20 protein-coding genes are annotated in these 18,179 nt (G+C 67.7%); 7 read left to right on the forward strand and 13 right to left on the reverse strand.

What is annotated here, in order from left to right:
• Positions 1 to 114: 114 nt before the first annotated feature.
• On the reverse strand, positions 115 to 1,371 hold the full coding sequence (locus KY501_RS28260) for a cellulase family glycosylhydrolase (RefSeq protein ID WP_224366573.1): 1,257 nt from the start codon (positions 1,369 to 1,371) through the stop codon (positions 115 to 117).
• 312 nt (positions 1,372 to 1,683) lie between these two features.
• Between KY501_RS28260 and KY501_RS28265 the strand changes: the two genes are divergently transcribed.
• The gene (locus KY501_RS28265) at positions 1,684 to 2,607 is read left to right on the forward strand and encodes a hypothetical protein (protein ID WP_224366574.1); all 924 of its coding nucleotides are present in this window, start codon (positions 1,684 to 1,686) and stop codon (positions 2,605 to 2,607) included.
• A gap of 39 nt (positions 2,608 to 2,646) precedes the next feature.
• Here the strand turns inward: KY501_RS28265 and KY501_RS28270 are convergent, their stop codons facing one another.
• Positions 2,647 to 3,930: a M14 family metallopeptidase gene (locus KY501_RS28270; RefSeq protein ID WP_224366575.1), complete on the reverse strand. Its 1,284-nt coding sequence runs from the start codon at positions 3,928 to 3,930 to the stop codon at positions 2,647 to 2,649.
• Between the two features lie 150 nt (positions 3,931 to 4,080).
• Here KY501_RS28270 and KY501_RS28275 point away from each other — a divergent pair, with 150 nt between their 5' ends.
• The 4 genes from KY501_RS28275 (at position 4,081) to KY501_RS28290 (ending at position 6,974) form a co-directional block, all read left to right on the forward strand.
• Positions 4,081 to 4,908: an Ig-like domain-containing protein gene (locus tag KY501_RS28275; protein WP_224366576.1), complete on the forward strand. Its 828-nt coding sequence runs from the start codon at positions 4,081 to 4,083 to the stop codon at positions 4,906 to 4,908.
• A 106-nt stretch (positions 4,909 to 5,014) separates the two neighbouring features.
• A complete protein-coding gene (locus KY501_RS28280) occupies positions 5,015 to 5,218 on the forward strand; it encodes a hypothetical protein (protein ID WP_224366577.1) in 204 nt (67 codons plus the stop codon).
• Positions 5,212 to 5,949, forward strand: a complete 738-nt coding sequence (locus KY501_RS28285) for a ferritin-like domain-containing protein (protein ID WP_224366578.1) — start codon at positions 5,212 to 5,214, stop codon at positions 5,947 to 5,949. The genes KY501_RS28280 and KY501_RS28285 overlap by 7 nt, the downstream gene beginning before the upstream one ends.
• A 233-nt stretch (positions 5,950 to 6,182) precedes the next feature.
• Positions 6,183 to 6,974, forward strand: a complete 792-nt coding sequence (locus KY501_RS28290; RefSeq protein ID WP_224366579.1) for a hypothetical protein — start codon at positions 6,183 to 6,185, stop codon at positions 6,972 to 6,974.
• A gap of 85 nt (positions 6,975 to 7,059) precedes the next feature.
• On the opposite strand, the gene KY501_RS28295 is transcribed toward KY501_RS28290, so the two are convergent.
• From KY501_RS28295 to KY501_RS28325, 7 genes are all read right to left on the reverse strand, one after another.
• Complete coding sequence (locus KY501_RS28295; RefSeq protein WP_224366580.1) at positions 7,060 to 7,206, reverse strand: TipAS antibiotic-recognition domain-containing protein; 147 nt, start codon at positions 7,204 to 7,206, stop codon at positions 7,060 to 7,062.
• On the reverse strand, positions 7,203 to 7,385 hold the full coding sequence (locus tag KY501_RS28300; RefSeq protein WP_224366581.1) for a hypothetical protein: 183 nt from the start codon (positions 7,383 to 7,385) through the stop codon (positions 7,203 to 7,205). The genes KY501_RS28295 and KY501_RS28300 overlap by 4 nt, the downstream gene beginning before the upstream one ends.
• 137 nt (positions 7,386 to 7,522) lie before the next feature.
• Positions 7,523 to 7,732: a hypothetical protein gene (locus tag KY501_RS28305; RefSeq protein WP_224366582.1), complete on the reverse strand. Its 210-nt coding sequence runs from the start codon at positions 7,730 to 7,732 to the stop codon at positions 7,523 to 7,525.
• Between the two features lie 59 nt (positions 7,733 to 7,791).
• Positions 7,792 to 10,614, reverse strand: coding sequence for a M20/M25/M40 family metallo-hydrolase (locus KY501_RS28310; protein ID WP_224366583.1), 2,823 nt, complete (start codon positions 10,612 to 10,614; stop codon positions 7,792 to 7,794).
• A 92-nt stretch (positions 10,615 to 10,706) separates the two neighbouring features.
• Positions 10,707 to 11,567 (reverse strand): metallophosphoesterase family protein, encoded by an 861-nt coding sequence (locus KY501_RS28315; RefSeq protein ID WP_224366584.1) that lies wholly within the window; start codon positions 11,565 to 11,567, stop codon positions 10,707 to 10,709.
• A 13-nt stretch (positions 11,568 to 11,580) separates the two neighbouring features.
• A complete protein-coding gene (locus KY501_RS28320; protein ID WP_224366585.1) occupies positions 11,581 to 11,985 on the reverse strand; it encodes a CBS domain-containing protein in 405 nt (134 codons plus the stop codon).
• Positions 11,986 to 12,059: 74 nt separating this feature from the next.
• Positions 12,060 to 12,284, reverse strand: a complete 225-nt coding sequence (locus KY501_RS28325) for a DUF3185 family protein (protein WP_224366586.1) — start codon at positions 12,282 to 12,284, stop codon at positions 12,060 to 12,062.
• Between the two features lie 129 nt (positions 12,285 to 12,413).
• On the opposite strand from KY501_RS28325, the gene KY501_RS28330 reads away from it, so the two are divergent.
• Both KY501_RS28330 and KY501_RS28335 read left to right on the forward strand, forming a co-directional pair.
• Entirely contained in the window at positions 12,414 to 12,902 is a 489-nt protein-coding gene (locus tag KY501_RS28330; RefSeq protein ID WP_224366587.1) for an NUDIX hydrolase, read from the forward strand.
• A gap of 300 nt (positions 12,903 to 13,202) precedes the next feature.
• Positions 13,203 to 13,664 (forward strand): hypothetical protein, encoded by a 462-nt coding sequence (locus KY501_RS28335; protein WP_224366588.1) that lies wholly within the window; start codon positions 13,203 to 13,205, stop codon positions 13,662 to 13,664.
• A gap of 69 nt (positions 13,665 to 13,733) precedes the next feature.
• Here the strand turns inward: KY501_RS28335 and KY501_RS28340 are convergent, their stop codons facing one another.
• From KY501_RS28340 to KY501_RS28355, 4 genes are all read right to left on the reverse strand, one after another.
• Positions 13,734 to 14,801, reverse strand: a complete 1,068-nt coding sequence (locus tag KY501_RS28340; RefSeq protein ID WP_224366589.1) for a trypsin-like peptidase domain-containing protein — start codon at positions 14,799 to 14,801, stop codon at positions 13,734 to 13,736.
• Positions 14,802 to 14,840: 39 nt separating this feature from the next.
• Positions 14,841 to 16,547, reverse strand: coding sequence for a sensor histidine kinase (locus KY501_RS28345; protein ID WP_224366590.1), 1,707 nt, complete (start codon positions 16,545 to 16,547; stop codon positions 14,841 to 14,843).
• A 138-nt stretch (positions 16,548 to 16,685) separates the two neighbouring features.
• Positions 16,686 to 17,141, reverse strand: a complete 456-nt coding sequence (locus tag KY501_RS28350) for a VOC family protein (protein WP_224366591.1) — start codon at positions 17,139 to 17,141, stop codon at positions 16,686 to 16,688.
• A gap of 113 nt (positions 17,142 to 17,254) precedes the next feature.
• Positions 17,255 to 18,175 carry a LysR family transcriptional regulator gene (locus KY501_RS28355; RefSeq protein ID WP_224366592.1) on the reverse strand — a complete coding sequence of 307 codons (921 nt, stop codon included), beginning with the start codon at positions 18,173 to 18,175 and terminating at the stop codon, positions 17,255 to 17,257.
• Between the last annotated feature and the right edge of the window lie 4 nt (positions 18,176 to 18,179).

The raw sequence follows: 18,179 nt of genomic DNA on the forward strand, positions 1-18,179 counted from the left end.
ATCACTACTGGAGGGGAACAGACTGCCTTCTGAGGTTGGCTGCTCTCCCATTCGTGCTCGGCGGCCGACGATGACAGCCATTTGACGATCTGCGTCGAAAATCCGCCCTTGCCATCACCGCGTGCCAGCACGCCCCGCGGCTTCGATGAAGAGATCGGTGTAGCGATTGACCGGGTCCGCGGGCTGCGTGCCGTCTCGGTAATAGAAGGTGAACTCGTCCCACGCATCCGGCCGAGCGTCCGGGGCGAACATCCACGGAGCGATCCCCCCTACCCCCACGCGCCATGCGCAGCGCAGCCAGCCTCGATAGAGAGCTCGGCGCTCGTCGAGCGAAAAGCCATCATGGTTGCGCAGGCCGAACTCTCCGAGGAAGAACGGCTTGCCCAGTTCCCTCGCCAGGGCCGCATGCTCCGCGATCCAGTGAGCCCCGCTGCGAGCCGTGCGCTCTCTCGGAACGCCCCAGAACTCGGGATAGAAGTGCGCACTGCCGAAGTCGATCAGCGGCGAGGCCGTGTTCCCTCGAAAGCTCGTCGATGCATCGAAGAGCGAGGCGGCAGGCATTCCGCTCCAGAATGCCGCATCGTAACCCTCGAAGGAGGTGTCGAAGCCCTCCTCGCCCGTTCCCACCCGTTGGCCGGGCGCTTGGGCCTTCACCACCGCGGCGATCTCATCCACCCAGGCGCGCATCGCCTCCCCGCCCCTGTCCAACCCCACGCCGCGTGGCTCGTTCAGCAGCTCCCACCCCAGTACGGCCGGATGCTCGCCGTAGCGAATCCCATCGAAGGAGTTGGTCCGGGACAGCAGGAAGGTGATGTATTGCTTGTAGAGCGTGATCACCTGACGCTCGGTGAAGAAGCGGGGATCGCCCTCTCTCGCCTCGGGCAGGCCCGCCCACTGCACGTACTGGCGCGTGCCTCCGTAGGCGTCCCAGAAGTTTCCCAGTGGTAGGACGAGCTTCACCTCATGGTGCGCGGCTCGGGTGAGCACCCAATCCAGTCCGCGAAGGCTGGCCTCATCGTAGACGCCGGGCTCCACCTGGATGGTGGACATGCCACGCTTGCTTGCCGCGTCATTGAAGCCATTGGTCCGCAGGCCCCACGCGCCGATCGCCGCAGCCTTGGCGAGCACCTCCTCGACTACTGGGGACTCCGCCTTCCCCTCCCGGAGATCCACCGCGGCCTCTTCCTGGAGGTAGTACGCGTTGAGCAGCAGCGACGCGGAGGGGGCTTCTCCCAGGCGCATCGGAGATCCCTCGGGACAGTCCGCGGCCTCCTCTTCGAGCGCATCCAATGACTCGTCCCCGCACGCCATGAGCAGCAGGAGCGACAGGCTCGAGCAGATGCGCACATGGACAAAACCACCGCTCCTCATGGCTGGCGCAGCTTCTTCAGCTGAGCGACCGAGTTGTCATTCCTGGGGTTCCGCCAGGGACTCTTCATCGCTCTTCTCCATCGGGCCTATGAGTTGACACCCCCATCTCACGGTACCATCAAGCTGACGCACCCACTCGCCACCCCACACCATCGGGAGCGGATCCATTGCACCTCGGCAGGCCTCGCGAGTGCGCGGCCCACCCTTCCGCCGCTGAGCGGCCGCTAGCGCCCAAGCCCTCGTCCTCGCAGCCAGCCCTCCCTGTATTAGACTGCGCCCACCCCGATGTCCGAGACACTCCCTGAAGCCTCCATGCAGCGACTCGCTCTCGCCGTCCGTGCGTCCGAGCTGGTCCCCTCAGCTCCCGCCGCGGAGACCGATCGGATCCGCACGGGGATGGCGGGCGACGTGCCGCTGCGGCTCTCCCTGCGCGAGGACGGCACCCTGGAGGTCCAGGCGAAGCCTCCTCATCCCCTCCCGGAAGGAATGGACATCCGCCGAGATGACGCCAACGCGCTCCAGATCCAGGCCCTCAACCCGGCCATGGCCCGCCGCGTGTCATCCCGGCCCGACGTCCAGAAGAGACTCCAGGCACTGTTCGACGTGGTGCCGCAAGCCCGAGTCACGGAGGGCGCCGTCCTGCTGGAGCTTCCTCCCGAGGCCAAGGACGATCAGCTCCAGGCAGCCCTGCGCGCCGCGATCCGAGCCGCCAGCGCACTCTCCGAGGCCAGCCACGCGCTGAACCTGGCGGCCGAGCGCAACCGCGCGCAGGTGCGGAGCACGGCCGTTCCCGGCGAACTCGAGGGTGGGCGCCGCTTCGTCAAGCTCCTGCCCTCCGAGGATGCGAAGAAGCCCGAGAGCCAGGGGGAAAAGGAGACCCGGGTCCTCCTCGAGGCCCGGGATATGCTCATCGACGGGGTCTCCCGCGAAGAGGTCCTCGCCCACATCCGGAGCGTGATCCCCAATCCCCTCTACTCCAGGCTCGCGTTCAATCAGGCCCTGGGAGCCACTCCCCGCTTCCGGCTCCAGGGGCAGATCACCGCGCTCGTGAGCGTGGGTTGCATGGCATTCGTCTTCTACGTGCTGTACCGCCTGAACTTCCTGGGGCGCATGGAAGGAAAATTGAGCGTCTGGATCGTGGCGCTCACGGCCTTCTTCGGCTCGTACGGCGTGTGGAGAGGCGTCGGACGGTTCCTCAACCGGCTGGACGAGGACCGGGAGAAGGACGAGTCGTAACACCCCTCCTCGCCCCGATGAGGACCGAGCGCGGAGCCTCTATCGATCGAAGCGGATGATGCGCTCCACGCGCCAGGCTCCAGCTGCCTCCCCTGGGCGCAGCAGCATCAGCTTCGCGATCTGTCCCACCGCCACTTCGCAGGCACTCCGCGGCGGCAAGGGCACCACGTCTCCTTCCTTCACATCCCTGGCTGGCAGGGGCACCGCCGTCAGCCCCTGGCCCTCCACCGTCTCGATCGCCCCGAACACGCGCAGATCCCCCAACTCCGCGATCGCCCCCAGGAACACTGCTCGAGGCGTTCCGTTCGTCATCCGGATCGCCGGACTGGCGGCCACTCCGATATCCGCGAGGAAGGCATCGCCCGCCTCGCCGAAGACGTGGACGCCCTTCACGATCAGCCGGAGCAGTCCCTTGCTGTCATTCAGCGGGATCGAGTCGTAGCGCTCCAGGCTCGCCTGCTCCGCCCCGCCGCTCGCCAGCGCCTCCAGCGCCGAGACCAGCGCCACGAAGTTCAGCCGCAGCAGTGCCCCATCGGAGTCCTCCTCGGGCCACGGACCGGTCTCGATCAGCACGGCGGGCGTGCCCCAGCGACCCATGTTGTCGCCGAAGGCGCGGATCTCGAACGCGTCGTTGTAGCGGCCGACCTGTCCCGGTGCGAGCTGCTCCACCGCATCCCGGATGACCGCGCAGACCTTCTTGGCCAGCAGGCGCCCGGGGTTGTCGCTGCGGGCCTCGTCGAAGGCCGGCGCGAGCAGGGAGATGGATGCGGGCTTTCCGCTCCTCCCTACCGCGGTGCGCCAATCCTGGTTGTGCAGGTTGAAGCCCAGTGACGGCTGGAGCCGATCCCGCAGCGCCTTGAGCGTCCGCCCCTCGGGCGTCTGGAGCATCAGCGCGTCCCGGTTGATGTCGATCCCCTGCGCGTTGACCCGCTGGAAGCGCTCGGCTCCATCCGGGTTGAGCATGGGCACGGCGTGCAGCGTCAGAGCGGACAGCAGCCCGTCCACTCGCGGATCCTGGCGGTAGCGCCGCAGGTACTCGAACACCTCGAACAGCGCGGTGGTGGCCGTGGGCTCATCCCCATGCATCTGGGACCAGAGCAGCACGTGCCTCGGGCCATGCCCCACCTGCACGTGGTGGATCGCACGGCCCTCCACCGAGCGCCCCACCTCTTCCACCTGGAACAGATCCGGCGCGGACTCCTGCAGCCGCCGCAGCCAGGCCACCACCTGGGTGTGACGGACGAGCGGCAGCGGCGGGCGCTCCTGAAAGCGGACTTCATCCCAGAGCGAGGCGAGCACGGAAGTAGAGGAGGTCGGGATCATGAGCCGGGGGGAAGGATCTCTCTGCACAGGAAGGTAGGCATCGGCGCTCGGGATTTGCTATGGGCAATCGGGCCCCGTGCCCTGTCTTTTGGACTGCAAGTTTTTTGGCAACACAGTGGCTCGCCCTTGAGCGAGCGGAGGCAAGACATCATGAAGCAATTGTTCAATCCCGTGATGGTAGTCGCGGCGCTCACGCTGGTGTCCGCGTGCAAGAAGGTCGAGCGCATCGAGGTGACTCCGAAGCAGGTGTCGCTCACCAAGGCGGGCCAGACGGAGACGGTCAAGGCCAGCGGCGTCACCGCGGACGGCCAGCCGGTGGACAAGGTGAAGTTCGAGTTCTCCTCGAGCGACAAGAACGTGGCGACGGTGGACGCCAACGGCACCGTGACCGCGGTCAAGAGCGGCGCGGCCAGCATCGAGGTGAAGGGCAACGAGAAGAGCGCGAAGGTTCCGGTCGAGGTCGTCATCCCCGGCTCCATCGCCCTCAAGGGCGGGCCGGTGGCGCTGACGGGGATCGGCACCAAGGCGACGATCGACGCGGCGGTGCAGGATGACGCGGGCCGTCCGATCCAGGGCGCGCAGGTGGAGTTCACCAGCGCCGATACGAACGTCGCCGAGGTGAGCGGCAACACCGTGACGGCCAAGGGCGTGGGCACCACGAAGGTGAAGGCGACCTCCGGCGAGCTGAGCCAGACGATCGAAGTGACGGTGAAGCAGCCCGAGGTGGCGACGATCGCCTTCGAGGGCGCTCCGGCGAGCCTGAAGGTCGGCGAGAGCGCCACCCTGAACGCCGTGGCCAAGGCGGCGGACGGCGCGGCGATCGCCGGCATCACGCCGACGTTCACCTCCAGCAACGAGAAGCTCGCCACCGTGGACGCCACCGGCAAGGTGACGGCTGTGAAGGTGGGCGCGGTCACCATCACCGCCAAGAGCGGCGAGAAGTCGGCCGACGCGAAGATCACCATCAAGAAGAAGTAGTCGCGCGGAAGACTCGGAGGCCACGGACCCGGTTCCGTGCGCCTCCGGGCCGCCGTGCTTGAGCTATGCTGCCGTCCATCCCCTTCTCAGGAGGCAGCGGATGGACATGAAGAAGCTGTTCCACGTCCTCGTCGTGGGCGGCGCCGTCATCGGCACGGGTGGAGGTTGCGCCAAGGCGAAGGCTCCCGACAGCCCCTCGGCCCAGCCCGGCAGCCCCACCACGACGGCGAAGCCCGACTCGGACACCAACGGTACGCCCGAGACCCCGCCTCCTCCTCAGGAGAAGGGGGGCGGAGCCGGCAGTTGGTAGCCGACTCCCTCCCAGAACCCCTGCGCCAGCGCATCGCCTCCGCGTGGAGCTTCCGCTACCACGTGGAGCGCGAGGCCCAGGCGCGCTTCGCCCGGCTCGCGAGCTGGCTCGAGCAGGCCGGCGCTCCTCCCCCGCTGGTGGAGCTGGCCCGCCGCTCCTCCGAGGACGAGCGCCGCCACGCCGCTCACTGCGCCGCGCTGGCTCACGAGTACGGCACCCCTGTTCCCGGGGAGGTGCCGGTGGTGCTCCCCGAGATCGCGCCCCGCTCGCTCTCCTTCCCCCAGAAGCTCCTCTATGAGCTCGTCGCCGCCTCCTGCGTAGCCGAGACCGTGAGCGTGGGAGTGCTCATGCGGCTGCGCCCCGTCGCCGGCAACGAGCGCATGCGCGCGGTGCTCCACGAGTTGCTCCAGGATGAAGTGGTCCACAGCCGGCTCGGCTGGGCATACCTGGCCCATGTGGCGCCCTCGGAGAACGTCACCTTCCTGGGCCGCTTCCTGCCGGACATGCTGGAGGTCACCGCCGCCCAGGATGTCGAGGCCACCGCCCCCACTCCCGAGGACGAGGATCCGGCCCTGCTCCCTCATGGAGTGCTGCCCCACACCGAGCGCCGGGCCCTGTTCGCCTCCGCCATGCGCGACGTGGTGATGCCCGGGCTGGACCAGCATGGCGTGCCCACCGACCCCGCCCGGGAGTGGCTCGGGCGCTACGGACTCGCGACTCCGCCCGGGTAAGCCCCCCCTGGTGACTCCCGTAGATGACGACAGTCACCGGTGGTGACCGTTGTCACCAGGGGCTTCCTGGTGGCTGCAGTCACCACCCGGACTCGCCCTGGCGAGATAACCTATTGAAACTCCTGAAGAATACGTTGGGCGCACGGCTCCTCCCTTTCGTGGCATGCGGGCTGCAGTAGGGGTCAGACATACTCACCGACCCTCTCGGTCGGTCCCAAAAACAGGAGCACGCCATGAAGGTCACCACTCCCGCCCAGACCACCGTCACCGCCGCCGCCAAGCCCGCCACCCCGTCCATCGTCGCCGGTGGCTGCTTCCCCAAGCCGCCCGTGCCGACGCTGCCGACGCTGCCGAACCTGCCGGACATCTTCTCGCCCGACCGCAAGACGCGCGCCACCCAGGGCAACCAGCTGCACGAGATCGCCGACGGCGTGCGCAGCGGCTCCATCACCGCTCAGGAGTCCGAGACGCTCCTGAAGGAGCAGCAGGCCATCGCCGACGCGCAGAAGCAGGCCATGTCCGACGGCAAGCTGTCGCTCGCGGAGAAGCTCAAGCTGGGCCTGATGCAGGCCCGCGCCGACCGCAACATCCAGCAGGCCAGCCACAACGGCAGCCGTGACTTCTTCGCCCCCCTCAACGCCAACGCGCAGCGCCAGGCGGGCCAGATCGACCAGCTGGCCACCGGCCGCACCAACGGCAACATCACCAACTCCGAGGCCTCGAAGCTGCTCGGCCAGCAGGTGGAGATCGCCGACGCGCGCGGCGACGCGGACTCGAAGCCCGAGGCCGCCCAGCTCCAGAGCCAGCTGAGCAAGGCGGATGGGGACATCGCCCGCCACAGCAAGCCGGGCACGCAGCTGGACGTGCTGCCCTTCCCGCACCCGCTGCCCCTGCCGCTGCCCAAGCCGCTCCCCACGCTGCCCAAGCCGCTCCCCACGCTGCCCCGCCCGCTGCCGCACCCCCTGCCCTCCAAGCCGGTCTTCGAGGCGCTCCCCTTCCTCAAGGGCAGCACCACCAACGTCTGAGCTGAATCCGAGCTGTTCGACGGGTAGCGCTCCGCCACCCACGGCCCCTCCCTCGCCTGGAGCGAAGGAGGGGCTGTGCCGCTTCCTACGAGCGGGACACGCGCTCGGCGTTGGCGCGGAACGCATCCCGCGCGAACTCCGAGAGCCCCGGGCGGACCTGATCGATGTTCGCCGTGAAGCGGGGATCGATAAGAGATAGGGCCTCACGTCGCGTGAGGGTCAACCCCCTCATTTCGGTTCCGCCGGGCGGAACAGCGCGCAGGAGTGCACCGGCTGCGGCGGGTACTTCTGCGGCAACAGGGGGCAGAGGATGAAGGTGGACGTCTTCGTCTGCACGTAGCGCGGCGGAGCGGCGCATCGGTGGCACAGGCTGCTGGGAAAGGGCAACGGTGCGGGAGGAGGGGTCGTCATGCGCAAGGCCTCAACCGGTGTATCCCTCAGGTCCACCCGACGCCCTCCGGGCGAGCCCGGCGCCAACCTGTCCGCTTGTCAGACAGGTTCGGTCCCGACTCGCCGGACGGGCGGCGGCTCACCAGTTCCCGAGCGGCTCAGTCGCCGAAGATCTTGCGGAACAGGCGGAGGACGGACTTGGACAACGGCGTGGCCACAGGGGCCACGTTCTCCTTGAGCCCCAGTTCGACCTTGGGCTTGCGCGCCTCGGGATCGACCGAGAACACGCTGAATTCGTCATCCCCGTCGAGAGCAGACTGGACCTTGGACGCGCGGCTCGGGGGAGGAGGCTTGGGAGGCTTCGCCATGGTCTTCCTCGCAGTAGTCTTTCATCCTACCTGATTCGAGGCAGTCGCTCCAGCCTCGGTCAGCGAGGCCGCTTGCTCTCCTGGAAGGTGACGTCGAGCTGGAGCTCCTTGCCTTCGCGGAGGACCACCGCGGTCACCGTCTCGCCGGGCTTGGACGAGTTGAGGACGTACATGAGGTCCTCGACGCTACCGACGGCGTGCTTGCCGAGCCGGATGAGGATGTCCCCGCGCTGCAGCCCCGCCTGCTCCGCCGCGCCGCCGGCACGCACTCCCGCGAGCAGCATGCCCTTCTGCCCGTTGGACGGGCCCGCGTAATCCGGCACGGTGCCGAGCGAGGCGTTGAAGCTGCGCAGATCGCCGCGCGGCGTGGGAGACGGCACCTTCTGGTAGGTGAGCGTCGTCTTCCCATCGAGCCCCAGCGCGACGGCCGAGACGATGCTGGCCACCTGAGCGGTACCGGCCGCGTTGATGGCGTCCGCGGTGTCCGAGGGCTTGTGGTAGTCCGAGTGAGCGCCGGTGAAGAAGTGCAGCACCGGAACACCCGCCGCGTAGAACGGAGAGTGATCGCTGGGGCCGTAGCCGTCACCGCTGGAGGTGCACTGGACGCGAGCCTTCGTGCACGCGGCGCCGACGATCTCCCTCCACTCCGTGGCCGACTCGGCCCCGAGCACCGAGAGCCCGCTCGTCCGCAGCCGGCCGACCATGTCCAGGTTGAGCATGGCGGCGATCTGCTTCATGCCCGCGTCACCGCGCGCGCGAGTGAAGTACGAGGAGCCAAGCACCCCCGTCTCCTCGCCGGAGAAGGCGACGAAGAGCACATCGTGCTGGAGCTGCGCGCGGTTCTCGGTGAGCGCGCGAGCGATCTCGAGCACGCCGGCGACGCCCGAGGCGTTGTCGTCCGCGCCGACGTGCGGCACGTGCTTGTCCGGCGTCAGCGAGTAGCGCCCGCCGAAGCCCAGGTGATCATAATGGGCACCGATCACGATAGTTCCCGGCAGCTTGCCCTGCCCTGCCTCGAGCAGCGCGGCCACGTTGAACGCATCGCTCTTCTCGAAGTCGAGCTGTACTTCGATACGAGCGTCGACGCGCTTGCCAGCGCTCAGCTGGGCCATCAAGGGCTCCAGGGCCGAGCGCTTCACCACGACCACGGGGATGCCGGCATCACCCTGGCCCTCGGGGGAGAGCGAAGGCAGCGAAGCCTCGGAGGGCATCTGCCAGTCCTTCACCGGAGGATTGGGAGCCTCCGGCCAGTCGACGATGATGACTGCCTTGGCGCCCCGCTCCCGAGCCGTCCAGGCCTTGTGGCGCAGATCTCCATAACGGCGCTGCTTGTCGGTATCCGAGAAGGTGGTCGAGTCGGGCACGAAGCGCCGCACCACCACGATCTTCCCCTTCACATCGAGCTTCGCGTAGTCGTCCACGTTGATGGACGGCTCGACGATGCCGTAGCCCGCGAGCGCCAGGGGCCCTTGCGCCGCACCCTGAGCGGAGAACCCGAGCACCGTGTACGCCTCCGGGGGCACCACCGTCTTGCCGAGCTTCACCTGGGTCTTCGCCCCGGGCTTCACCGCGGTCGTAACCGGGAACACCTGCCGGAAAGAGCCATTGTCCCCCGCGGGCTTCAGGCCGAGCGACTGGAAGCGCCCCTCGATGTGCTTGCCCGAGGCCTCGATCCCATTCGTGCCGATGCCACGCCCCTCCTGCTCCGGAGCGGCGAGGAACGCGACATCCTTCTCGATCCGATCCGCGGCGGACTCGGCGGCGGGAGTGCTCGGCTTCGCGTCATCGATCCAGCGAGCGAGGAAGACGTTGGTGTCATGCTGCCCTTCGGCCGTGGCGCGGTTGCTGGAGAACGCGAGCCACTTGCCATCCGGCGAGAACATGGGGAATCCGTCGAAGCCCGGCGCGGAGGTGATGCGCTCCAGGTTCGCGCCGTCGACGTCCACGGCCCAGATGTTGAACTCGCGGCCCTGGGGATCTCCGTAGTTCGACGAGAAGAGGATGCGCTTGCCGTTAGGGTGGAAGAAAGGCGCGAACGAGGCGGCGTTGAGCCAGGTGATCTGCCGGGCCTCCGAGCCGTCCGCATTGGCCACGAACAGCTCCAGCTTGGTGGGCCGCACCAGCCCGCGCGCCAGCAGGGCCTTGTAGTCGTCCACCTCCTTGCCGGGGTTGGGCCGGGAGGCGCGCCAGACGATCTTCGAGCAGTCGGCGTTGAAGAACGCGCCGCCGTCATAGCCCGGCGTCTGGGTCAGCCGGCGCACGTTCTTGCCATCCTTGTCCATGCGATACAGCTCGATGTCGCCGTCCCGCACCGAGGTGAAGACGATGGAGCCGTCCTTGGCGCAGACCGTGCCCTCCGCGTCGTAGCCCGGAGTGTCCGTGAGCCGCGTCAGCCCGTTACCATCGGCGCCCACCTTGAAGATGTCGTACGAGTCGTAGAGGGCCCAGACGTAGCCCATCGAGTGGTCCGGCCTCGGCGGGCACGCGTCGCCACCCAGGTGCGTCGAGGCGTAGATGAGTTCCTGGTCTCCAGGCATGAAGTGCGAGCACGTGGTCGCCCCCTTGCCGCTCGAGACCGGCAGCACGGCCGGAGATGGCGTGGCCGGATCGACCGTGACGCGGAAGATGCGATCACAGCCCATGTCGCCGAACCGGGACTGGAAGGACAGCTGCTTGCCGTCGAACGACCAGTAGGCCTCGGCGTTCTCGCCACCGAAGGTGAGCTGGCGCAGATCCGCCAGATGCACCTCGTCGGGCAGCAGGGTCGCCTTGGAGCCGGTGGCGGGAGCCTCCACCGGAGGCGTGGACGGAGCGGCCGGCCCCGTGCTCGACGGGGTGGCACAAGAGATCAGGGCAAGGGCGGGCAGCAGGCAGCGCTTCATGGCGCTGGACCATGACAAAGCTGCCGCGTCCTCTCAACGCCCTTTCTCTTACTGCACTGAGAAGAGGCCGCGAAGCAGACCGGCACCTCGCCCTACTCTCCCCTGCTCAGGCGATCAGCGAAGAAACGGCGCGTGTCCTCGGCCACGGGGAGTGCGCGAATGGCCGCCTGGGTGGCGGAGATCTCGTACGGCACGCGGCGGAAGAAGACCAGATCCCCGTCATACAGCGCCCACGAGGCGCGGGGATCCCGATCACGCGGCTGGCCCACACTGCCCGGGTTGATGACCACCTTGCGCCCGTACAGCCCGCCGATCATCGGCATGCCCTGCGCCACGTAGAAGATCGTCCTCGGACCCACGAAGGTGAACATGCGGTTCCAGTCCTGGGACACGCTGAACAGCTCTCGATTCTCGTACGAGGTGAGGACGGCCGGCACGTGGGTGTGGCCGCAGAAGCCATGCGGTGTCGTGAATCGCGCGAGCAGATCTTGGAGGAACTGATCGATCTGCGAGTTGAGCTGCAGGAAGTGCATGCGGTGTCCCGGCCAGACGTAGCGCACCGTCGACTCCTCGGGCGCTCCGTGGACCCAGGTGATGCGGCCTTCCTGGCGGTGCGATAGGGCCTCGGCCTGCCCCGCCACCAACGCCTCGCGCATCCGCTCCCACGGCTCGAGCCCCTCCAGCGCTTGCGCCGACCAGAGCGCCAGTTCCCGGACATCCTCCTCCAGGCCCTCGTCGCCGGGGACCGCCGTCTCCAACTCGTGATTGCCCGCCAGCATGAGGTCCGCCACCTCATGGACTCGAGCGAAGCACTCACGAGGGAACGGGCCATAACCCACCGTGTCCCCCAGACAGACGATTCGATCCGGCTTCTGGGACTCCACATCCCGCAATACGGCCTCCAGCGCGGCCAGGTTGCCGTGGATGTCACTCAAGATCGCGATGCGCGGCATACAGCCTCCCGTCTCATCCAATCTCGGGGGGCTTCGCCAGCACCTCCTCGACCATGAAGCGGATCACGTCAGACGGGGTAATGATCCCCACCAACTCGCCTCCCCGCAAGACCGGGAGGTGGTGGATGCGGTGCTGGCGCAGCAGGCTCATCACCTCCTCGGTCCGATCGAACTCGTTCACCGAGTGGACCGAGCGAGCCATCAGATCGGCGGCCCGGGTCGAGGGCGCCCGCTCGGCGAGCAGGGCATCGAGCAGATCGCTCTCACTGACGAAGCCCTCGACACGGCCCTCGGCTCCCACCACCGGCACTCCACCGATACGCGCGGCCGCCAGACAGCGGGCAATCTCGTCGAGCGAAGCATCCAGACCGACCGAGACCACCGGCGCGGTCATCATGTTGCGTGCGTGACCTTTCATGGCCCCCGTCTACCGACAGGGCGGAAAGGGCGTCAATCGAAGCCCGCCGCATGTGCCTTCCACTGGACGCGTCCCTACCGCCTCCGGCGCCCGCCACCGCCGCCAAACAGCACCAGCAGCACACCGCCCGCCACCGCCGCGCCGCCGCCCGCGAGATACAGCGTGGTCTCCTGGCTGTAGCGCCCGGTGAGCGCGTGCCGGGTCTTCTCCACCACCGAGTCCTTCGCCTTCAGCCCCGTCCACAGCACCACCGCCCCCGCGACCGCGATCATCACTCCCACCAGCCGGCCAATTCCCACGTTCCCTCCTTGCCTGACCCCAGAAGGATATGCAGGCAGCCCTGCCCCCTCTCGCAGATTTTTCGCGGCAAGGCTCCAGACAACGTCGGCCGCTCCAGCCCCCAGGGTGCCTGATATGCATCGGAGGCCATGCCCTATACCCCCATCATCGGCACCCTTGGCTATGTGATGTCCCCGGACGGGGCGCGGGTGCTGCTCGTCCACCGCAACGCGCGCCCCAATGACGCCCACCTGGGCAAATACAACGGCCTGGGCGGGAAGATGCAGCCCGACGAAGACGTTGTGGCGTGCATGCGCCGAGAGATCCGCGAAGAGGCCTCCATCGAGTGCGAGGAGCTGAGGCTGCGCGGCACGATCAGCTGGCCCGGCTTCGGCCCCAAGGGGGAGGACTGGCTGGGGTTCGTCTTCCTCATCGACCGCTTCACGGGGACGCCGCCCGAGCGCAACGCCGAGGGCGAGCTGTCCTGGGTGCCCGTCAAGGACATCATGTCCCTGCCCCTGTGGGACGGGGATCGGCACTTCCTCCCGCTGGTATTCGACTCGGATCCGCGAGCCTTCCACGGGGTCATGCCCTACGCGGGAGGTCGCGCGTTGAGCTGGTCTTTCACCCGGATCTGAGATTTGCCGGATCGGATCCGGCCCGATCCGGTACTGTGGGAGTGATTCACCCTACCTGATACGGTAGAGAGGCTGGATCAGGTCCACGTGAGCTGTAGTAGCTTCCCGCCGTCTTCCAGGAGGACTCGTCCGGTGTTCTTCAGTTCCGGGTGGTTGGATTCGCTGATCGAACGCCTGGGCCTCACCCAGTGGGTGGGACCGCTGCGGGCGTTTCTGCGGCGAGCCCGGGGCGACGAGTCGCTGGTTGGTCATGCCGCAGTCCGCAGTGAGACTCCGCTGTCCCCTCCGATAGAGCCCACCATGCCCCAGAAGAAGCAAGCCAAGAGCAAGAGCCCCTCTCGTCCCCAGCGCGCCAAGGCACAGAAGCGCACCGCGAAGCCCGCCGCCCGCAAGGCCACCACCAAGCGCGCCTCCGCGGCCCGCAAGAGCGGCGCGACGCGGACCGCCACCACGGAAGCCGTGAAGCAGTTGGTGGATGCGCTGCAGAACCACCCGCAGCAGAAGAACCTGGTCACCGCGGGGCAGCAGAAGGATCAGCTCCTGCGCTCGCTGATCCCGCTGTACCTGGCGCGTGCACTGGGCGTGGAAGTGACGTCCGGGACCACCTCGCGCTTCTGGAGCAAGCTGGGCGTGTCCTACGCGGCCCCCAACGCCGCCAAGGCGCTGCGCATCCACACCGGCTACGCCTCGGACTCCAAGAAGGGCAAGACGATCACCGCCAAGGGCGTCCGCTACGTCGAGGACGCCATCGCCCGCGGCTGAGCCGGTGCTGTCCCCGCCCTCCTCTCCATGAGGGCGGGGCTCACCTGAGGTTGAGGCACGAGCCAGGGCTCAGGGCAGGATCCCCTTCCTCTGGAGCCCCTCGTCGATCCGACGGATGCGGATGCCCTCGTTCTTCATGAGGGGCATCTTCCCGGCAACCTCCTGAGGCGTACCGCCCGCGTGGTGGAGCGCGATGAGCTCTCCCTGGGCGTTGAAGACCGGCGCCCCCGAGGAGCCCGGCTGCGCATCCGTGAGATAGTGGACAACGCGCTCGTCGAAGTTCGTCACCGTGCTCCGGATGAACCCGAGCCGCTTCCGCGAGCCGCGCGGGTGCTGGAGGGTGAACACGCTCTCGCCAAGCACCGGAGGCACCGCGGGAGACAGGATCACGCGTGGCCAGGTGGGCTCCAGGCCCTCGGTGACGCGGATCACCCCCCAATCATCCGCCTCATCCGTGATGATCGAGCCGCAATCGCACGGGAGGGACTTGGACGGGAGCGCCGCGTCCCTGGCATCCGTCTCGAAGCCGAACTCAGCGATGACCTCCGTGGCCTTTTTCCCCTGGGGGAAGAGCACGTGGTGGTTGGTCAGCACGAGGTTGTCGCCAATCCGGAAGCCCGTTCCGACACCAGAGACGGAGCCCGCGGTGACGCGCAGCAGGCACACCGCCGGAGCCAGCTCCATCATCTTCTTCAGCGTCGCGATGAACGCCGGCACCCGCCCCACCAGCAGTGAGAGATCATCGCGGAAGAGCAGCGCCTCCTGCTCGGTGGGCGTGTCATTGCCGGAGAGGAAGACCGCGGAGCCGTTGTCCCTGCGAGGCTCCAGGCTCACCGCCACCGGGACATCCTTGAGCAGGGCCTCCAGGAAGGCATAGGTCGGGTTCTTGCGGTTCTGGTCTCGAACGAAGGCGACGAGGTGCTGCGTGGCGGCCTTCGCCGACGCCAGCTCCAGGATCTTCCTCCACAGCTCGAGCACCGGGAGACCGGAGGGGAGTTCCTTCGGCGGAATGCCCGCGGTGGTGGCCACGAAGGTGGCCCGTGGCTCGGTGGGATAGAGAGAGACGAGCGTCCGGTGCAGTTCCTGGGCCTCGGGGCGCTCCCAGGGAAACGGAGAGGCGTCGATGATCGATGGCATGGTTCCCCAATCGGGTTCGCGCGCGCATCCTAATGACTTTCAGGACGGGTTGCCTTGAAGAGAAGCAGCCGCCGCGATGCCCGTGGGCAGGGTGATGCGGAAGATGCTGCCGCGGCCCACCTCACTCGTCACCACCTGGAGGGTACCGCCCATGGCCACGACGATGGTGCGGCACACCGACAGCCCCAGCCCTGTCCCCATGCCCACCGGTTTGGTCGTGAAGAACGGCTCGAAGATGCGCTCCAGGTTCTCTGGAGGAATCCCGCAGCCCGTGTCGTGCACCTCCACGATGACGGTGTCCAGGATACCCATGTGCACCACCACACGGACCTCGTTCTCCTCCACCCGGCCCGGCTCGATGGAATGCGCGGCATTGACGATCAGGTTGAGCATCACCTGGCCCAGCCGAGGCCCATTGCCCTGGACCGGGGGCACGTCCTGGCAGTCCAACACCAGCCGGGCCCGCTCGCTCAACTCCTGGGTGGCAATGCTCGCGGCGCCGCGGATCACGCTCCCCAGATCCACAGGCCCCAGCGTGAGCTCGTCCGGCCGTGACAACACCTTGAGCTCCTGCACGATGATGCGGACCCGATCGGCACCCTCGCGCGCATCACCAATGGCTGTCATCAGCTCTTCCTTCTCCGGCAGACCCGCGGCCTCGGGCCTATCGAGCTCGCGCTGGATGAAGCGCAGGTTGCTGAGGATGTACGAGAGCGGGTTGTTGATCTCGTGGCCCACGCCCGCCGCGAGCCGCCCCACGGCGGCCAGCCTGTCCGCGAAGAGCAGCTGCGCCTGGGTGTCCTGGAGCTGCCGGAGGCTCTCCTCGAGCCGCGTATTGGCTGCCTCCAGCTCCGTGGTGCGCGCACGGACCGTCTCCTCCAGGATGGCGTTGTAGCGACGCGCCTCACGCTCGGAAACCTCGGCCTCGGCCTTCATCAAGCGCTGCTTCTCCTCGAGGGTGCCGTGCAGTTCGACGGCCATGCGATTCATGGCCTGGGCCAGCAGCCCCAGTTCGTCACGGCCCATGGTGGGCAGGGACACCGCGAAGTCACCGCGGCCCACTCGCTCCGCAACGCTCCTCAGCTGGCGCAACGAGCCCCGCAGGGGCAGGAAGAGGAACAGGGTCAGCGCCACCATGAGCACGGTGCAGGCCAGCGTGACGATATGGGTCAGGAGCAGAGAGCGCTTCACGTTCCGATCCCAGTGCTGCCGCAGCCACGTCAGCTCCTCCTGCTCCGCCGCCTCGATGGTGGCCATGTCCCGCCCCACCTCTCGCTCGTAGTCCTGGTAGAGCTCCCACTCGAGCATGGGCGGGATGGGGCGCTTCGCCGGTTCCGCGCGTACCCGAGCTTCGGTCTTCTCCATCCAGCGCAGCAGCGCCTGGATGACCTCGCTGAACTCCCGGCGCTCATCCGTGCGAGGCTTGTACCCGCTGTCGCCGCTGATCCTCTCTTCCTCATCCACGCTCAAGTCGAGCTGCGTCTGCTCCGCGAGGACCTGGTTTTCCCTCTCGTGGAGAAAGGCAACGGTGTCCTGGCCGTTCTCCTTCATGCGGCTGAGCGTGTTCAGGAAGGGCCAGACGCCCGCCTTCAATCGCGCCACGGCCAGGAGTTGCTCTTGAGAGGCGACCACCCGCTCGCGGATCTGGCGCCCCTTCCGTGTACCGAACAGGGAGTTGCCAGCCAGAATGGCAGTGATTCCAATCGCCACCAGTGCCAAAAGCAGGATCCTGGCGTTCACTGACATGGAGTCCCCCTCCCGGAAGTCCCTCGCAGAACCTCGTAGAGGACACTCCGGTACGCGGAGGAGCGCCGCAAGCAGCCCCAGAGGGCAAGCCACTGCAAGGAAGTGAACGCTGGGATTCCCTTGCAGTGGCCGGGTGCGTCACTGGCCCTGGCTGGCCATCCGGCGCTTCATCTCCTCGGGAGAGATGTCTTCCTTGTGCGTGGCGAGGGTCCACTGGTGGCCGAACGGATCACGCAGGGTGCCAGAGCGATCGCCGTAGAACTGGTCCTTCACCGGGCGCTCCTCCTTCCCTCCAGCGGCGAGGGCCTGCTTGAAGAGTAGGTCCACATCCTCGGTGTAGATACAGAGACCCACGGGAGAGCCCCCCAGTGTCTCGGGACTGCGGGCCCCCATCTCGGGGAACTCATCGGCGAGCATGATGCGAGAAGTGCCGATCTGGAACTCCGAGTGCCCCACCGAGCCACCCGGACCTTCCAGGCGGTAGAGCTCATGCGCATTGAAGGCCTTCTTGTAGAACTCCAGTGCCCGGGCTGCCCCCTTCACGATCAGGTACGGCGTCACGGTGTGGTACCCCTCGGGAATTGCCTTCGCCATGGCTGCTCTCCTTTGTTGGTGCGTGGAAAGTGGGTGCTCCTGCTTCTCACGAAGCGGCCGCCGAGTAGTCCGGCACCTGAACATCTGTCAAGTAGTTCAACGACAACTGTGCGTCACGTCCTTGCTTCCGTGTCCGCCAGGAGCCAGTCCCGCACCGCGAGGAAGCGCGCGGTGAGCGCCGTGGCCCGGCGCCACGCCAGCCAGATGGTGCCTCGGGGGCGCCGGAGCGAGCGCCGGCCGGACTCAGGCTCGAGCGCCACGACCCGCCCAGAGCGAACCGCCGGCTCCACCAGGTAGTCCGGCAACACCGAGATGCCGCACCCAGCCTCGGCCAGCGCCAGCATCTCGTCGAGGTTGGTGATGTGACACACCACCTGGCTGGGGAGTGGCTCCTTCGCTCCAAAGGCCGCCCGCCACCACGGCTCGAGCATCGCCAGATCGGAGTCGAAGGCGACGAAGCGGTGGGAGCCGAAGTCCCGCGCGGTCCGAGGCGTGCCCTGCCGACGCAGGTATGCGGGAGCGGCCACGGCCACGAATCCCTCCTGCGCGATCGGCCGGACCTCCAGCCCCGAGGCCTCGGGCAGCGTGCCCATGATGGCCAGATCCACCTCGCCTCCCAACAGCCTTCGGGTGAGCAGGCTCGACACCTCGAAGCGCACGCTCAGGCGCAGGTCCGGATGTTGCTCCAGCAATCCGGGCAGCCGCGGACGCAGCCAGAAGCGGCAGAAGGGCCACGGACCTCCCAGGGTCACCTCCCCTCGCACCGAGCGCTGGGCCTCCGCGGCCTCTTCGATCGCCGTGTCCAGAGCTGGCAGGTGCTCGCCCAACCGCTCCACCAGGGCCGCGCCGATGGGCGTCAGCCGGGCCCGGCGGCCCACCCGCTCGAACAGCGCCACGCCCAGACGCGCCTCCAATGCCTTGAGTTGCTGCCCCACTGCCGAGGCAGTGATGCCGAGCCGAGCCGCCGCTCCCGCATAGGTCCCGGCCCGACTCACTTCCCACAGCGTCCACAGCGCTTCATGATTGCCAAGCACCGCT

It is taken from the genome of Hyalangium versicolor, assembly GCF_020103695.1.
Taxonomy (GTDB): domain Bacteria; phylum Myxococcota; class Myxococcia; order Myxococcales; family Myxococcaceae; genus Hyalangium; species Hyalangium versicolor.

What these genes read in the sequence shown, in the direction of transcription:
- KY501_RS28260 (WP_224366573.1), bottom strand. Translation starts at nt 1,371, where the DNA reads ATGAGGAGCGGTGGTTTTGTCCATGTGCGCATCTGCTCGAGCCTGTCG.
- KY501_RS28265 (WP_224366574.1), top strand. Translation starts at nt 1,684, where the DNA reads ATGCAGCGACTCGCTCTCGCCGTCCGTGCGTCCGAGCTGGTCCCCTCA.
- KY501_RS28270 (WP_224366575.1), bottom strand. Translation starts at nt 3,930, where the DNA reads ATGATCCCGACCTCCTCTACTTCCGTGCTCGCCTCGCTCTGGGATGAA.
- KY501_RS28275 (WP_224366576.1), top strand. Translation starts at nt 4,081, where the DNA reads ATGAAGCAATTGTTCAATCCCGTGATGGTAGTCGCGGCGCTCACGCTG.
- KY501_RS28280 (WP_224366577.1), top strand. Translation starts at nt 5,015, where the DNA reads ATGAAGAAGCTGTTCCACGTCCTCGTCGTGGGCGGCGCCGTCATCGGC.
- KY501_RS28290 (WP_224366579.1), top strand. Translation starts at nt 6,183, where the DNA reads ATGAAGGTCACCACTCCCGCCCAGACCACCGTCACCGCCGCCGCCAAG.
- KY501_RS28295 (WP_224366580.1), bottom strand. Translation starts at nt 7,206, where the DNA reads ATGAGGGGGTTGACCCTCACGCGACGTGAGGCCCTATCTCTTATCGAT.
- KY501_RS28300 (WP_224366581.1), bottom strand. Translation starts at nt 7,385, where the DNA reads ATGACGACCCCTCCTCCCGCACCGTTGCCCTTTCCCAGCAGCCTGTGC.
- KY501_RS28305 (WP_224366582.1), bottom strand. Translation starts at nt 7,732, where the DNA reads ATGGCGAAGCCTCCCAAGCCTCCTCCCCCGAGCCGCGCGTCCAAGGTC.
- KY501_RS28310 (WP_224366583.1), bottom strand. Translation starts at nt 10,614, where the DNA reads ATGAAGCGCTGCCTGCTGCCCGCCCTTGCCCTGATCTCTTGTGCCACC.
- KY501_RS28315 (WP_224366584.1), bottom strand. Translation starts at nt 11,567, where the DNA reads ATGCCGCGCATCGCGATCTTGAGTGACATCCACGGCAACCTGGCCGCG.
- KY501_RS28320 (WP_224366585.1), bottom strand. Translation starts at nt 11,985, where the DNA reads ATGAAAGGTCACGCACGCAACATGATGACCGCGCCGGTGGTCTCGGTC.
- KY501_RS28330 (WP_224366587.1), top strand. Translation starts at nt 12,414, where the DNA reads ATGCCCTATACCCCCATCATCGGCACCCTTGGCTATGTGATGTCCCCG.
- KY501_RS28335 (WP_224366588.1), top strand. Translation starts at nt 13,203, where the DNA reads ATGCCCCAGAAGAAGCAAGCCAAGAGCAAGAGCCCCTCTCGTCCCCAG.
- KY501_RS28340 (WP_224366589.1), bottom strand. Translation starts at nt 14,801, where the DNA reads ATGCCATCGATCATCGACGCCTCTCCGTTTCCCTGGGAGCGCCCCGAG.
- KY501_RS28345 (WP_224366590.1), bottom strand. Translation starts at nt 16,547, where the DNA reads ATGTCAGTGAACGCCAGGATCCTGCTTTTGGCACTGGTGGCGATTGGA.
- KY501_RS28350 (WP_224366591.1), bottom strand. Translation starts at nt 17,141, where the DNA reads ATGGCGAAGGCAATTCCCGAGGGGTACCACACCGTGACGCCGTACCTG.